The sequence below is a fragment of the Streptomyces zaehneri genome, assembly GCF_032248645.1.
GTDB classification, from domain to species: Bacteria; Actinomycetota; Actinomycetes; order Streptomycetales; family Streptomycetaceae; genus Streptomyces; species Streptomyces coriariae.
Window position 1 is genome coordinate 356772 of the sequence record NZ_JASTTJ010000004.1, and the last position, 14227, is coordinate 370998.

14 protein-coding genes are annotated in these 14227 nt (G+C 70.5%); 6 read left to right on the forward strand and 8 right to left on the reverse strand.

The window, feature by feature from the left end; genetic code table 11:
• Positions 1 to 3 precede the first annotated feature (3 nt).
• The 5 genes from pucL to QQM72_RS09880 form a co-directional block, all read right to left on the reverse strand.
• On the reverse strand, positions 4 to 909 hold the full coding sequence (gene pucL, locus QQM72_RS09860) for a factor-independent urate hydroxylase (protein ID WP_314220417.1): 906 nt from the start codon (positions 907 to 909) through the stop codon (positions 4 to 6).
• Between the two features lie 4 nt (positions 910 to 913).
• Positions 914 to 1339 carry a hydroxyisourate hydrolase gene (gene uraH, locus QQM72_RS09865; RefSeq protein ID WP_314220418.1) on the reverse strand — a complete coding sequence of 142 codons (426 nt, stop codon included), beginning with the start codon at positions 1337 to 1339 and terminating at the stop codon, positions 914 to 916.
• Between the two features lie 8 nt (positions 1340 to 1347).
• Positions 1348 to 1857 (reverse strand): 2-oxo-4-hydroxy-4-carboxy-5-ureidoimidazoline decarboxylase, encoded by a 510-nt coding sequence (gene uraD / locus QQM72_RS09870; RefSeq protein WP_314220419.1) that lies wholly within the window; start codon positions 1855 to 1857, stop codon positions 1348 to 1350.
• A gap of 196 nt (positions 1858 to 2053) precedes the next feature.
• Positions 2054 to 2422: a helix-turn-helix domain-containing protein gene (locus QQM72_RS09875; protein WP_020125443.1), complete on the reverse strand. Its 369-nt coding sequence runs from the start codon at positions 2420 to 2422 to the stop codon at positions 2054 to 2056.
• On the reverse strand, positions 2419 to 2703 hold the full coding sequence (locus QQM72_RS09880) for a hypothetical protein (protein ID WP_314220420.1): 285 nt from the start codon (positions 2701 to 2703) through the stop codon (positions 2419 to 2421). The genes QQM72_RS09875 and QQM72_RS09880 overlap by 4 nt, the downstream gene beginning before the upstream one ends.
• Before the next feature lie 224 nt (positions 2704 to 2927).
• Here QQM72_RS09880 and QQM72_RS09885 point away from each other — a divergent pair, with 224 nt between their 5' ends.
• The 4 genes from QQM72_RS09885 to QQM72_RS09900 all read left to right on the forward strand — a co-directional run bounded on the left by QQM72_RS09885 (position 2928) and on the right by QQM72_RS09900 (position 6296).
• Entirely contained in the window at positions 2928 to 3749 is an 822-nt protein-coding gene (locus QQM72_RS09885; protein ID WP_314220421.1) for a TIM barrel protein, read from the forward strand.
• A 36-nt stretch (positions 3750 to 3785) separates the two neighbouring features.
• Positions 3786 to 4676 carry a 2-hydroxy-3-oxopropionate reductase gene (locus QQM72_RS09890; RefSeq protein WP_399076657.1) on the forward strand — a complete coding sequence of 297 codons (891 nt, stop codon included), beginning with the start codon at positions 3786 to 3788 and terminating at the stop codon, positions 4674 to 4676.
• Between the two features lie 554 nt (positions 4677 to 5230).
• Positions 5231 to 5479 (forward strand): hypothetical protein, encoded by a 249-nt coding sequence (locus QQM72_RS09895; protein WP_314220423.1) that lies wholly within the window; start codon positions 5231 to 5233, stop codon positions 5477 to 5479.
• A gap of 139 nt (positions 5480 to 5618) precedes the next feature.
• Positions 5619 to 6296, forward strand: a complete 678-nt coding sequence (locus QQM72_RS09900; protein ID WP_314220424.1) for a TIGR04222 domain-containing membrane protein — start codon at positions 5619 to 5621, stop codon at positions 6294 to 6296.
• A 295-nt stretch (positions 6297 to 6591) separates the two neighbouring features.
• Here QQM72_RS09900 and gcl read toward each other — a convergent pair whose 3' ends face one another.
• Positions 6592 to 8376: a glyoxylate carboligase gene (gene gcl / locus QQM72_RS09905; protein WP_314220425.1), complete on the reverse strand. Its 1785-nt coding sequence runs from the start codon at positions 8374 to 8376 to the stop codon at positions 6592 to 6594.
• A 210-nt stretch (positions 8377 to 8586) separates the two neighbouring features.
• Between gcl and QQM72_RS09910 the strand changes: the two genes are divergently transcribed.
• Entirely contained in the window at positions 8587 to 9408 is an 822-nt protein-coding gene (locus QQM72_RS09910; protein WP_314220426.1) for a hypothetical protein, read from the forward strand.
• A gap of 275 nt (positions 9409 to 9683) precedes the next feature.
• On the opposite strand, the gene QQM72_RS09915 is transcribed toward QQM72_RS09910, so the two are convergent.
• Together QQM72_RS09915 and QQM72_RS09920 are read right to left on the reverse strand one after the other, a co-directional pair.
• On the reverse strand, positions 9684 to 11315 hold the full coding sequence (locus tag QQM72_RS09915) for an AMP-binding protein (RefSeq protein ID WP_314220427.1): 1632 nt from the start codon (positions 11313 to 11315) through the stop codon (positions 9684 to 9686).
• On the reverse strand, positions 11312 to 12982 hold the full coding sequence (locus tag QQM72_RS09920) for an AMP-binding protein (RefSeq protein WP_314220428.1): 1671 nt from the start codon (positions 12980 to 12982) through the stop codon (positions 11312 to 11314). The genes QQM72_RS09915 and QQM72_RS09920 overlap by 4 nt, the downstream gene beginning before the upstream one ends.
• A 185-nt stretch (positions 12983 to 13167) precedes the next feature.
• On the opposite strand from QQM72_RS09920, the gene QQM72_RS09925 reads away from it, so the two are divergent.
• On the forward strand, positions 13168 to 14046 hold the full coding sequence (locus tag QQM72_RS09925; RefSeq protein WP_314220429.1) for a helix-turn-helix transcriptional regulator: 879 nt from the start codon (positions 13168 to 13170) through the stop codon (positions 14044 to 14046).
• Positions 14047 to 14227 lie beyond the last annotated feature (181 nt).

Here is a 14227-nt window from a genome sequence, read left to right on the forward strand (position 1 = left end):
GGTTCAGAGGTTGGTGAGGTCCACCGGGATCTTCGCCTCGCAGCCGTCCCGCACGACGGTGGCCTCGATCAGGCCGTAGGGACGGTCGGCCGCGTAGTAGACGGCTCCGTCGGCGGTGTCGTTCTTCAGCCCGAACGGCTTCAGGTCCACCAGGAAGTGGTGCTTGTTGGGGAGCGAGAAGCGCACCTCGTCGATCTCGCCGCGGTGGTCGATGATCCGTGCGCCCATGGCGTACAGGGTCTGCTGCAGGGAGAGGGAGTACGTCTCGGCGAAGGCCAGCAGCATGTGCTTCTTGACCTGGGCGTACGACTCCTCCCAGTCCGGCGCCTGTCGGGCGTCGTCGGACCAGTTGAAGCGCCAGCGGCTGGACACCTCGGTCGCCAGGATGCGGTCGTGCGCCTCGGGCAGCGTCGTGTACTCGTCCTTGACGTAGCCCCAGAACTCCGAGTTCGTCGAGTTCATGACGGTCAGGTCCTTGAGCCCCGAGACGACCTCCCAGGAGGAGCCGTCGTAGGTGATCTGGGCGAGGCGGGTCTCCTGGCCCTGGCGGACGAAGGAGTGTTCGTCCTCGCCGGGCGTGACGATCCGCTCCCAGCCGTACTCCTCGATGCGGATCCGCGCGGTCCTGATCGGTTCCTGCGAGGTCACGAAGTGGCGGGCGAGGTGGATGCCGAACTGCTCGGCGGACTCGATGCCGTACTCCTTGGCGAACGCGAACACCGTGTTCTTGGTGGTGTCGGTCGGCAGCACGTTGGCGTTCGAGCCGGAGTAGTGGACCTCGTCCATGTCGCCGCTCAGCGACACGGAGACGTTGAGGTCCTTGATGTGGTGGGTGGCGCCGTCCCGCGTGATCTTGACGACTCGGTTCTCGGCCTTGCCGTACTGGTTCTGTCCCAGGTAGGTGGGCATCTAGCTAGCTCCCTCGGTAAACGGAGTAGCCGAACGGGTTGAGCAGCAGCGGTACGTGGTAGTGCTCGCCGGGCACGACGGCGAAGGTGATCGCCACCTCCGGGAAGAACACTGCCGGGGGACCGCTGTCCCGGTTCGCGGGGGCGTCCTGCTGCGCATCGGCTTGCTTCTTCTCGGATCGCTCGAAATACGCCTCCACGGCGAAGTCGAGCCGTACATGGGTGGTCCCCTCCGGCAGCGCCGGCAGGTCCTTGCAGCGGCCGTCCGCGTCGGTCGCGGAACCGCCGAGCGCCCGCCAGTCCCCCTCCTGCCCGTGCCGGGCGCCCCGGCCCGAGCGGGCGAAGAGGTGGACGGCGACTCCCGCGGCGGGTCGGCCGACGGAGGTGTCCAGGATGTGGGTGGACACCGATGCGGTGCTGCTGGTGCTCATGGGGTGTGTCAGTCCTCTTCGACGAGTCGGGCGAGGCGGATACGGTTGATCTTGCCCAGTTCGACGCGGACGATCTCCCGTTCCTGCTCCGGCGCGTTGCCGATCCGTTCCCTGACCGCGTCGCGCATCTGCTCGCCGGTGCGACCGGTGGCGCAGATCAGGAAGACATGGCCGAACCTCTGCTGGTAGGCCAGGTTCAGTTCGAGCATCTCGGCCTTGAGCTCCTCGGAGGCGCCGGCCATGCCGCGCTGTTCACGGGCCGAGGCCGGGTCGCCGGGCTTCGGACGGCCGATCGGCGGGTGCCCGGCCATCGCCTCCGCCAGGTCCGTGGCGGTCAGGCCGGCCATGGCGGCGTCGCTGACGGTGTACAGGTCGGCGACGGTGGCGTAGGGGCGGGCCGCGAGCAGTCGGGCGGCCCACGCCGTGGAGGCGCACGCCTCGTGGAGCGCGGCGCGGGCCACGGACTCCTCGAGGCCGTTGAACCGGGCCAGGCCCGGGGGTGGGGAAGTCGAAGTCACGGGAGCCTCCGTGGCCGCGGGACGGCCTTCGTGCTTGAGCGGGCTGCGGCCAGCTAACGCCTGTCCGCGACACGACGTCAACACTTTGTTGAAAATTCCGGGTAACGAAACCCGGTCTCCCCCACCGGCCTCAACCGGCCTCCATCGACCCACCATCCGCCCCCGATCGGCCCCGGAGACTCCCCCAGGAGACCGCTCAGGCCTCTTTCTCCCGGTTGAGATAGTTGTAGACCGTGAAGCGGCTCACGCCGAGCGCGCTCGCCACGGTCTCCACGCCGTGCCGCACGGAGAAGGCGCCGCGCGCCTCGAGTATCCGTACGACCTCCTGCTTGGCCTTGCGGTCCAGGTCGGCGAGCGGTCTGCCCTTCCTGCGCTCCATGGCGGCGAGGATGTGGTCGAGGGAGTCGGCGAGCTGGGGCAGGCGTACGGCGACGGCGTCGGCGCCCTCCCAGGCCAGGACGACATCGTCGGCGCCGGCCTCGTCCGGCGGGATCATCTCCCCGCCCATCGCGTCGATCAGCGGCTTCACGGCCGCGATGAAGGCCTCGTCACCGGAGGTGCTCACACGCCCTCCCCGACGACATCGCCGCCCGCGTCCCGGTCCGCGTCCCCGAGGACGTTGACCTGGAGCGAGATGCGGGTGGCGCCCGCGCCGAGGGACTTGCGCAGCAGGGCGTCCACGGCGGCGAGCACGGCGTCGGCGGCCCCCTCCGCGGTGTTGCCGAACGGCCCGACGTCCACCGTGTCCAGGTCGGCCGCCTCGATCACCTCACGGGCGACCAGCGCGTGCGCGGGCGCCTCGTCGAGGTCGAAGGGCTCGGTGGTGAACTCCACTTTCAGTCGCATCGCGCCCCACACCTCTCTGAACGGGACCGGACCTTCGGCGCCCGGACCCCGACCTTAACGGACCGGGCGGACGATCACCCCGGACTCGGAATTCCGCCTCAGCCGGGCTCCGGCACCCCCTCATCCCCTTGACAAGCCGTCCGGCCGACCGGCAATCTTCCATTAAGCAGAAAATAACTTCCGCAATACGGAAACATTTGCCACGGAAGGGAGCGCGGAACCCTATGGGCTTCGAAGACCAGCGCTTCGACGTCAACCTGTCGATCCTCTTCACGGAACTCCCGCTCCTGGAGCGCCCCGCGGCCGCCGCCGCGGCCGGCTTCACCGCGGTCGAGCTGTGGTGGCCCTGGATCGACTCCCCCACCCCCGAGCCGTCCGAGCTCGGCGCCCTGAAGAAGGCGATCGAGGACGCGGGCGTACAGCTCACGGGCCTCAACTTCTACGCCGGACAGCTCCCGGGCCCCGACCGTGGCGCCCTGTCGCTGCCCGGCGAGGAGTCGGAGCGGTTTCGCGCCAACATCGACGTGGCCGCCGGCTTCGCGCGGTCCCTGGGCTGCCGCGCGCTCAACGCGCTGTACGGCAACCGCCTGGACGGTGTGGACCCGGCCGAGCAGGACGCCCTGGCGCTGGAGAACCTCGTCCTCGCGGCCCGGGCCGCGCACCGGATCGGCGCGATTCTGCTCGTCGAGGCGCTGAACCGGCCCGAGTCGCCCCGCTACCCACTGGTCAGCGCGCCGGCCGCGATCGGGATCGTCGACAAGGTCAACGACGCGACGGGGCTCGGCAACGCGAGGTTCCTGATGGACCTGTACCACCTGTCGATGAACGGCGAGGACCTGCCGTCGGTGATCGAGCGCCACGCGTCGCGGACCGGCCATGTGCAGATCGCCGACAACCCCGGCCGCGGCGCGCCGGGCACCGGCTCACTCCCCCTCGAGGACCTCCTCGACCGGCTGCGCGAGGCCGGATACGACGGCTGGGTCGGCCTCGAGTACAAGCCGGGCGACCGTCCGAGCGCCGAGGCCTTCGACTGGCTGCCCCGCTGATCCCCGTACCGAGAGGCACCCCCGATGAGCAACGCAGTGCCCGCACTTCCCAAGATCGCCTGGATAGGCCTCGGCATCATGGGCTCGCCCATGTCCGAGAACCTGCTGGGGGCGGGTTACGACGTCACCGGCTTCACCTTGGAGCAGGACAAGCTGGTCCGGCTGGCCGCCGCCGGCGGCAGGGCCGCGGGGTCCATCGCCGAGGCGGTGCGCGACGCCGACGTCGTGATCACCATGGTGCCCGCCTCACCGCAGGTCGAGGCCATCGCCTACGGCCCCGAGGGCATCCTGGAGAACGCTCGGTCCGGGGCGCTTCTGATCGACATGTCCTCGATCACCCCGCAGACCTCGATCGACCTGGCCCGGGCGGCGAAGGACAAGGGCATCCGGGTGCTCGACGCCCCCGTGTCCGGGGGTGAGGCCGGTGCCGTGGAGGCCGTGCTGTCCATCATGGCGGGCGGCGAGCAGGCCGACTTCGACGAGGCGGAGCCCCTCTTCGAGGCGCTCGGCAGGACCATCGTGCTGTGCGGTCCGCACGGCTCGGGCCAGACCGTGAAGGCCGCCAACCAGCTGATCGTCGCCGTGAACATCCAGGCGTGCGCCGAGGCCGTGGTCTTCCTGGAGAAATCGGGCGTGGACCTGAAGGCGGCGCTGGACGTCCTGGGCGGCGGGCTCGCCGGCTCGACCGTACTGGCCCGGAAGAAGGACAGCTTCCTCACCCGCGACTTCAAGCCGGGCTTCCGGATCGACCTGCACCACAAGGACATGGGCATCGTCACGGACGCCGCCCGCAACGTCGGCGCGGCCCTGCCCGTCGGCGCGGTGGTCGCCCAGCTGGTCGCGAGCCTGCGCGCGCAGGGCGACGGCGGACTGGACCACTCGGCCCTGCTGCGGGCCGTCGAGCGCCTCTCGGGCGCGCGACTCTGAGACCTCCGGGCGGCGCCGTCGCCGACATCTGTCCTGTCGCGCCCAGGCGGCGACGCCGCCCGGAAACCCTTACAGCAACCCGTTGCCGCCCGTCTCGCTCGACACCGGCGGACGGCAACCGAGCCGAACATCGATCTCGCGTAAGGGTTCTGACGGTACGTCACAACCTGGTACGCGCGGCCCGCGACCGTACCACGCGACCCGGATGAGGGGTGGTCGCCGGACACGGCGCGGGCGGGGCGAGGACCGCGGCGGCGTGCGAGCCAGTGCGGTGGTGAAGGAACGGGGCCCGCTTCTCGACCTGAGGGAAGCCCGCTCCCGGCTCCGTCGCAACCCGCCGCGGTCCCTGCCCCCGCCTCGACCGCACCACACCCCACACGCTTGGCCCCCCACCCCCGAAAGCTCCGTCCGGCGGCGCGAACGTCCTGTCGCGCCCAGCCTCGCGCCGCCGGACGGCCATCCACGCACCGGCGCTCCCCCGTCAGCAGGACCGACGGAGGAGCGCTGCGCGTTGCCCTGTGGACAAGGGCGCCGGTCCGGATATGAATACGAATATGAACGATTCGCCACAATATCCGCACATCGTGGTCCACCCTCCGGCGCTGGACGGTTCCCGGCGGGTCACCTCGGGTGACGCTGTTCTCGGGGTCGCCTCCCATCTCGACGACGTCGTCGAGATCCTCCGCCTGGCCGACCTGGACCGGATCGAGGTGGAGGAGAGCGACCTCATCGAGTGGCAGGGCGGCGGCCCCGACGACTGGCCGGGACTGTCGGAGGAGCACGGGCACCGCCACGAGGAGTAGACCCGGCCCGCCGACCAACCTCAAATCAACCTCTGAACTCTGTTCAAGAGGCTTCAACCGCCCCCGGACAAGGGCACATTGTGGTCACGCGGGACCCGCCGACACGGGGGCGGCGGGCCCCGCGTCCGGGGGTGAGGACATGAGCGGTGGTACGCCGGTCCGGCTGGAGCCGTACGAGGTCGCACTGCTGCGGGGCGGTCCGCGGGCGGCGGTCACGGTGGCCGCGCTCGCCCTTCGGCTGAGGGGGCTGGTCGACGCGGGCCGGCCGGGCAGGATCCGGGCCACGAAGACGACGCGGGCGCCGGGTGCGACAGGGGCGCCGTCGGCCGGGGATGCAGAAGGCGGTCGGCCCGCCCAGGACGCCCTGGACGCCCTGCCTGCTCTGGACGACCTGCCCGAGGCGGTCTACGCGGCGCTGCAACGGCCCGCGAGCTTAGCGGAGTTGGAGGCACTACCGGATGTGCGGGAGGCGCTGTCCGGACTGCGGGCCGGGCTGGTGGCGGCCGGGATGCTGCGCTCCCTTCCGCCGCGCCGGACCCGCGCCGCTCGACGCGCTCTGCGCACTCTGCGGGACGGACGTCCCCTGCCGGCCGACAGGAAAGGGCTGTCGACGGACGACGTCCTGATGGCGGTGGCTCTGTACGGCGAGCCCGCCCTGAACGTCCTGGCAGCGCGCTTCGCCCTGCGGGCGGGTCTGGTCGCCCGGGCCGAGGTGGCGGACAAGGGATTCCACCGACGCTCACCGCGCGGCGGTGGCACGGGCGGCGTGATGTACAGCTGCGGCGGTGGGGGCGGTGGGGGCGGCGGCTCGGACTGAGCCCCCGAGGACCCTCGGGAAACGGGTTCAGGAAACGGGTTCAGGAAACGGGTTCAGGAAACGGGTTCTGGAATCGCCTACCGGAGTTACGCACGGCAACGCTTCGGAAAACGCATACAGAACAGACGGAAAGGGGAGGCCGTTCCACCGGACGGCCTCCCCTTCGCGACGACGAACCTCGGCATCAGACCTTCGGCATCGACCGTTCAGCCTCGGACCTTCGGCATCGACCGTTCAGCCTCGGACCTTCGGCATCGACCGTTCAGCCTCGGGCCTTCGGTATCAGACCTACGCCTCAGACCTTCAGCGTCCTGATCGACGTCGGCGCATGCCCCGGCTCGGTGGCGAGTTCCTCGAACTCCACCACGTTGCCGATGTCGTTGGTGCCGCTCATCGAGATGTTGGTGACGCGCTCCAGGATCGCCTCCACGACGACCGGCACCCGGAACTCGGCGGCCAGCTTCTTGGCCTGCTCGAAGGCCGCCCCCAACTCGGCGGGGTCCGTCACCCGGATCGCCTTGCAGCCGAGACCCTCGGCGACCTTGACGTGGTCGACGCCGTACACGCCCAGCTCGGGCGAGTTGATGTTCTCGAACTCCAGGTTGACCTGGAAGTCGATGTCGAACGCCCGCTGCGCCTGCCGGATCAGCCCCAGGTAGGAGTTGTTGACGAGGACATGGACGTAGGGGATCTTGTGCTGCGCGCCGACCGCCAGCTCCTCGATCATGAACTGGAAGTCGTAGTCTCCGGAGAGGGCCACGACCTGCGCCTGCGGGTCGGCCTTCGCCACGCCCAGTGCAGCCGGGATCGTCCAGCCGAGAGGCCCCGCCTGGCCGCAGTTGATCCAGTGGCGCGGCCGGTAGACGTGCAGCATCTGGGCGCCGGCGATCTGGGAGAGGCCGATGGTGGTGACGTACCGGGTCTCCGGGCCGAAGGCCTTGTTCATCTCCTCGTAGACGCGCTGCGGTTTGATCGGGATGTCGTCGAAGTGCGTACGGCGCTGGAGGGTCGCCTTCCTCTCCTGCGCGGCAGCCGCCCACGCGGAACGGTCGGGAAGCGTGCCCGCCGCCCCGGACTGCCTCGCCGCCTCGACGAAAAGCTCCAGGGCCGCCTTCGCGTCCGAGGCGATCCCGTAGTCCGGAGCGAAGATCCTGCCGATCTGGGTGGGCTCGACGTCGACGTGGACGAAGGTGCGACCGGCCGTGTACACGTCGATGCGGCCGGTGTGACGGTTGGCCCAGCGGTTTCCGATACCGAGGACGAAGTCGGACTCCAGGAACGTCGCGTTGCCGTAGCGGTGCGAGGTCTGGAGGCCGACCATACCGGCGTTCAGCTCGTGGTCGTCGGGGATCGCACCCCAGCCCATCAGGGTCGGGACGACCGGAGTGCCGGTCAACTCGGCGAACTCCAGCAGGAGTTCGGCGGCGTCGGCGGTGATGACACCCCCGCCCGCGACGATCAGCGGACGCTCGGACGCGTTCAGCATCGAGAGCGCCTTCGCGATCTGCGCACGGGTCGCGGCCGGCTTGTGGACGGGCAGCGGCTCGTACGTGTCCACGTCGAACTCGATATCCGTCTGCTGGACGTCGACCGGCAGGTCGATCAGGACCGGGCCCGGCCTGCCGGAGCGCATGAGGTGGAAGGCCTGCTGGAAGACGCCGGGCACCTGAGCCGCCTCCAGGACGGTGACCGCCATCTTGGTCACCGGCTTGGCGATGGAGGCGATGTCGACGGCCTGGAAGTCCTCCTTGTGGATCACGGCGGTCGGGGCCTGGCCCGTGATGCACAGGATCGGGACGGAGTCGCCGATGGCGGAGTACAGCCCGGTGATCATGTCGGTGCCGGCCGGGCCTGAGGTGCCGACACATACCCCGATGTTGCCCGGGTGGGTACGGGTGTAGCCGTCGGCCATGTGCGAGGCGCCCTCGACATGACGGGCGAGGGTGTGGTTGATGCCGCCGGAGGCCTCGAGCGCCGCGTAGAAGGGGTTGATCGCCGCGCCGGGGACACCGAACGCGCTGGTGACGCCCTCACGCTTGAGGATCTCGACTGCCGCGCGGGCAGCGGTCATACGGGCCATGGGCTACTCCTGCTTCGACTGGTTCAGCTGCTCCAGCTGTCGGATTCGCTCTCCCGTCGCGCCCCGCGGTGAGCCCTTCCATCGGTGTACAGCATTTCGCACACTTCCGTAATACGGAAAGTATTTTCTACTATCTGGAAGTAATGTAAATGGGGGCGCGAAGGTCGTCAAGAGACGGACAAGCGGGGGCCGGAGGAGGACGATGGGGCCATGCCCGAGAGCGTGCCGGTGCGCTGCCCGGCCTGTCGGCGCGAGCGCCTCTACACCGCGCCCTGCTACCCGTGCGCGTGCGGTGCACCCGTCACGCCCGTGCTCGACCGGCGGACGGCGCCGACGACCGTCGTGCACCGGGCGTGGGACGACGAGTGGGTCGCCCTGCGCTGCCCCGCCTGCCACCGCCGGCACCAGTGGCCGCACCCTGAACTGGGCTGCGCCTGCGGAGCGGTGATACGGATCCCGGTGACCGACCCTGCCCCGGAGCCGGGGCCGGGGCCGGGGCCGGGGACCGAGCCGGGGCCGGGGACCGAGCCGGGGCAAGGGCAAGGGACCGGAACAACCGCGCCGACGTCGCCGTCGACACCGCCACCGCCATCCCCACCGGCACCGGCACCGGCACCGGCACCGGCACCGGCACCGGCACCGGCGGCACAACGGCGTGCCTTCCGGCCCGTCGCCATCCGTACCGCCCGCGACGCGGTCACCGCCGCCGCGCTCTATCTGAGCTGGCTCGGGCACGGGGACGTCCGGCGGGCCGATCAGCGGCCCACCTCCGGCATCGGCCTCGCCGCCCGCGGACTCGTGGCCCAGGTGGACCCCAGCGTGCGCCCTGCCTCGCTGCGGGACGTGGAGTGTCTGTGGCTGACGGCCATGACGGAATCCGCGGACTGCGTCTACTTCTCCCTGGCCGGATACGCCGAGGAGGCCCGCGCCCGCGCCGACCAGCTGCGCGTGCCGCTCTTCGTGCTGGACCTGACGGGCACCCCGCAGCCGGTCAACGCGATGGCCGACGCCCTCGACGCCGGGGATGCCTGAGCCCGACTTCGCGACCTACGCCCTCTCCGACCTGCGCACCGCCCTGCACATCGTGGAAGAAGACGGTTCCGAAACCCGTCTCAGCTTCGCCGCCACGACGAGAACGCTCACCTCACCCACGTCGGCCGGGCCGAGGCGACAGCCATTGCCGCGTAGAACCCGGGGCCGGGGGGCGGGGGGCCAGGGAGGGGAGGCTGGGGCGGAGAACCGGAAGTACCCGAAGAACCCGAAGAACCCGGGACCCGCAGTCCCCGCCCGGCAACACGGAAACACCGCTAAAGCGCGTTCTCCTCGCGGAGCTCGATCTTCCGTACCTTCCCCGAGACGGTCATCGGGAAGGCTTCCATGATCCGCAGCCTGCTCGGGATCTTGTAGTGCGCCAGCCGGCCCTCGCAGTAGGCGCGCAACTCCTCCAGCGACAGCGGGTCCGCCGCGTCGGCCGGGATCACACAGGCGAGGACCTCCTCGCCGTACTTCTCGTGCGGGACGCCGACGACCTGCACGTCCCGGATCCCCGGGTGGCCGTAGAGGAACTCCTCGATCTCTCGCGGATAGACGTTCTCCCCGCCCCGGATGATCACGTCCTTGATCCGGCCGACGATCTCGACGTATCCGTCCTCACGCATCACCGCCAGGTCCCCGGTGTGCATCCAGCGTCCCGCGTCGATCGACTCGGCGGTCTTCTCGGGCTCGTTCCAGTAACCGAGCATCACGCTGTAGCCGCGCGTGCACAGCTCGCCCGCGACGCCGCGCGGTCGGGTCACCCCGTCCACCGGGTCCACGACCTTCACCTCGATGTGCGGCAGGACCCTGCCCACGGTGCCGGTGCGATGCTCCAGATCGTCCTCGCGGCGGGTCTGGGTGGAGACGGGCGACGTCTCGGTCATGCCGTAACAGATCGACACCTCCGCCATGTTCATCTCGGCGACCACCCGTTTCATCACCTCGACCGGGCAGGGCGAGCCCGCCATGATGCCGGTGCGCAGCGAGGAGAGGTCGTAGGTCGCGAAGTCGGGCAGGTTCAACTCCGCGATGAACATGGTCGGCACGCCGTACAGGGAGGTGCAACGCTCCCGCTGGACCGCTTCCAGCGTGGCCTTCGGGTCGAAGGACGGGGCCGGGACGACGATGCAGGCGCCGTGCGAGGTGGCCGCCAGGTTTCCCATCACCATGCCGAAGCAGTGGTAGAAGGGCACCGGGATGCAGATCCGGTCCTGCTCGCTGTAGGCGATCGACTCGCCCACGAAGTAACCGTTGTTGAGAATGTTGTGGTGGGAGAGGGTTGCTCCCTTGGGGAAGCCCGTCGTACCCGAGGTGTACTGGATGTTGACGGGGTCGTCGCACGACAACTCGTTTCTGCGGGTGCGGAAGGCCTCGTCGAGGTCGGGCGTTCCACGGCGCAGCAAGGCATCCCAGCTCGGATCACCGAGGTAAACGGTCTCCCGCAGTTGCGGGCATCTGCCGCGTACCTGCTCGACCATCGCCCGGTAGTCGCTCGTCCGGTGGCCGGTCGAGGCGAACAGCACGGAGACCCCGGCCTGGTCGAGGACGTACTCGACCTCGTGCGTGCGGTACGCCGGGTTGATGTTCACCATGATCGCGCCGATCCGGGCGGTGGCGTACTGGACGAGCACCCACTCCGCGCAGTTGACCGCCCAGATGCCCACCCGGTCGCCCTTGGCGACCCCGCTCGCGAGCAGCGCGTACGCCAGCCGGTCGACGTCCTCGACGAACCGGCGGTACGTCCAGCGCCGCCCGGACGGCACGTCGACCAGCGCCTCGCGGTCCGGCCAGCGCTGCGCCGTCCGGTCCAGGTCGGCGCCGATGGTGTCGCCGAGCAGCGCGGTCGCGCTCGTCCCGTGCGCGTACGAAACGGCCTCGCCCCGGGCGTACGGCCCCTCGCTCACCGGAAGTCCTCCTCGCGGTACTCGTCCGCCGAACCCGCCTCGGTCGCCTGCCGCAGCTCGATCCGGCGGATCTTGCCGCTCACCGTCTTGGGCAGCGGGGCGAACTCCAGGCGGCGGACGCGCTTGTACGGCGCGAGGACCTCGCGGGAGTGCTCGAACAGCACCTTCGCGGTGTCGGGGCCCGGCTCCCAGCCCTCGGCGAGCACGACGTAGGCCTTGGGCACGGCGAGGCGCAGCTCGTCCGGGGCGGGGACGACGGCCGCCTCGGCGACCGCCTCGTGCTCCAGCAGCGCGCTCTCCAGCTCGAAGGGGCTGATCTTGTAGTCGGAGGCCTTGAAGACGTCGTCGGCCCGGCCGACGTAGGTGAGGTAACCGTTCTCGTCGCGGCTGCCGATGTCGCCGGTGCGGTAGTAGCCGCCGGCCATCACCTCCGCCGTGCGGTCGGCGTCGCCGTGGTAACCGGTCATCAGGCCGACCGGCCGGGCCGCCAGGTCCAGCGCGATCTCGCCCTCCCGCGCACCCGGCGCGCCCGACACCGGGTCCAGGAGCTCCACCCGGTAGCCGGGGCTCGGCCGGCCCATCGAGCCGGTCTTCAGGTCCTGTCCGGGACTGTTGGCGATCTGCACGGCCGTCTCGGTCTGCCCGAATCCGTCCCGGACGGTCACCCCCCAGGTGCGCCGCACCTGCTCGATGACCTCGGGATTGAGCGGCTCGCCCGCGGCCACCGCCTCGCGGGGCGGGGTGCGCAGCTGGGTGAGGTCGGCCTGGATGAGCATGCGCCAGACGGTCGGCGGGGCACAGAACGTCGTGACCCCCGCCCGGTCCATCTCGGTCATCAGCCGGGCCGGGTCGAAGCGGGTGTAGTTGTGGATGAAAACGGTTGCTTCGGCGTTCCAGGGGGCGAAGAGGTTGGACCAGGCGTGCTTGGCCCAGCCGGGCGAGGAGATGTTGAGGTGCACGTCGCCGGGCCGGAGCCCGATCCAGTACATCGTCGACAGATGCCCGATCGGATACGAGGTGTGGGTGTGTTCCACCAGCTTGGGGCGGGCGGTCGTACCGGAGGTGAAGTAGAGCATCAGCGGGTCGTCGGCGAGGGTGGGGCCGTCGGGCGTGAAGCCGGCCGGGGCCGTGTAGGCGTCCTCGAACCGCTGCCAGCCCTCGGGTGCGCCGCCGACGGCGATGCGCCGGTAGTCGCCGGGAACCTCGTCGAACTTGGCGGTGTCCTCGGTGCGGACGAGGACGTGCCGGATGCGGCCGCGTTTCACGCGGTCGGTGAGGTCGGCGGGGCCGAGCAGCGGAGTGGCCGGGACGACGACGGCCCGCAGTTTCATCGCGGCCAGCGCGGTCTCCCAGAGTTCGGCCTGGTTGCCGAGCATGACGAGGATGCGGTCCTCGGCTGCGACGCCGCGCCCGCGCAGCCAGTTCGCGAGCCGGTCGGAGCGCTCCGACAGTTCGGCGAAGCTGAGACGGGTTTCGGAACCGTCTTCTTCCACGATGTGCAGGGCGGTGCGTCCGTTGCCCTCGGCGATGACGTCGAACCAGTCGAGGGCCCAGTTGAAGCGCTCCGGGCGGGGCCACTCGAAACGCTCGTAAGCGGTTGTGTAGTCCTCGCGGTGTTCCAGCAGGAAGTCGCGGGCCCTGCGGAAACGCTCCGTCGCCGTCGTCATCTGTCCTCCGTGCTTTCTTGGCTTGCTCGGCCGGCGCCTTTGGGGCTCGCTCAGCCCCTGCGGCTCACTCCCGTGGTGCCGGACCATTGCCGGGCGGCTCTCTGCCATCGTGTAATCCGTGATGCAGGTCTCACTACCCCCGGACGGGGGTGTGCGGCACCAAGCCGCGCGGAAAGGGCGAGAACGTGGCGGCAGACGCGGCCGGAACGGTGGAGATTCGCGGTGCGCTGGCGCGGCTGCGGCGAACAACGGGGCTGCCGGTCGCCTTCGGCGGTCTGGTGGAGCCGGGGCGGCAGCGGATGCGGATCAGCGAGTTCAGCGGCGCGGCCGGTCTCGCGCTGCGCGGACTGGCGGTGACCTCCGGAAACGGTCTCGGCGGCAAGGCGGTGGCGCTGGCCCGCCCGTGCGCGGTGACCGACTACTCCCTCTCCCGGCAGATCAGTCACGAGTACGACGCGGCGGTCGCCGAGGAGGGCCTGCGCTCGGTGCTGGCGATCCCGGTGGTCGTACGGCGCCGGGTGCGCGGGGTGCTGTACGGCGCCCTGCGCACGGCCCAGCCGCTGGGCGACCGCACGCTGACCGCGGCCGTGCAGGCGGCGCGGGACGTGGAGCAGGCGCTGCTGGTCGGGGACGAGGCGCGGGACCTGCTGACGGCGGCCCGGCCGGGCACGGCGGGCGCGGGGCCCGGTCCGGACGCCGGTCCCGGCGCCGGGGCGGGGGCGGGGGCCGCCTGGGAGCAGGTGCGCGAGGCGCACACGGCCCTGCGCGCCCTGGCGCCGCGGATCGCCGACCCGGCTCTGCGCGCCGAGCTCCTCGAGGTCTGCGGGCTGCTGGCCTCCCGGCCGGCGGAGCGGGCGGCGGGGCAGCCGGTCGCCCTGGCCCCGCGTGAGCTGGACGTGCTGGCGTGGGTGGCTTCGGGGGCGACGAACGCGGCGGCCGCCGAGCGGCTGGGGCTGCGTCCGGAGACGGTCAAGGGCTATCTGAGGTCGGCGATGCGCAGGCTGGGCGCGCGCACCCGGGGAGAGGCGGTGGTCGCGGCCCGGAGGGCGGGCCTGCTGCCCTGAACCCGGGGCGCGCAACATGCCCGTAGCGCGGGCGGTGCAAGATGCGTGGAAGCGGCGATCACATCAGGCCAGGGAGGTCCCTCACGACAAGAGACCATTCATTCATCGTCTCCATGAATTTCCCTATGCGTCACGTTGTTATATGCCTCACCACGCCGTGCCTCCGAATTTCAAAGGGACG

Excerpts from the sequence above, each read along its gene's own strand:
- pucL (WP_314220417.1), bottom strand. The coding sequence starts at position 909 with ATGCCCACCTACCTGGGACAGAACCAGTACGGCAAGGCCGAGAACCGA.
- uraH (WP_314220418.1), bottom strand. The coding sequence starts at position 1,339 with ATGAGCACCAGCAGCACCGCATCGGTGTCCACCCACATCCTGGACACC.
- QQM72_RS09880 (WP_314220420.1), bottom strand. The coding sequence starts at position 2,703 with ATGCGACTGAAAGTGGAGTTCACCACCGAGCCCTTCGACCTCGACGAG.
- QQM72_RS09885 (WP_314220421.1), top strand. The coding sequence starts at position 2,928 with ATGGGCTTCGAAGACCAGCGCTTCGACGTCAACCTGTCGATCCTCTTC.
- QQM72_RS09895 (WP_314220423.1), top strand. The coding sequence starts at position 5,231 with ATGAACGATTCGCCACAATATCCGCACATCGTGGTCCACCCTCCGGCG.
- QQM72_RS09900 (WP_314220424.1), top strand. The coding sequence starts at position 5,619 with ATGAGCGGTGGTACGCCGGTCCGGCTGGAGCCGTACGAGGTCGCACTG.
- gcl (WP_314220425.1), bottom strand. The coding sequence starts at position 8,376 with ATGGCCCGTATGACCGCTGCCCGCGCGGCAGTCGAGATCCTCAAGCGT.
- QQM72_RS09910 (WP_314220426.1), top strand. The coding sequence starts at position 8,587 with ATGCCCGAGAGCGTGCCGGTGCGCTGCCCGGCCTGTCGGCGCGAGCGC.
- QQM72_RS09920 (WP_314220428.1), bottom strand. The coding sequence starts at position 12,982 with ATGACGACGGCGACGGAGCGTTTCCGCAGGGCCCGCGACTTCCTGCTG.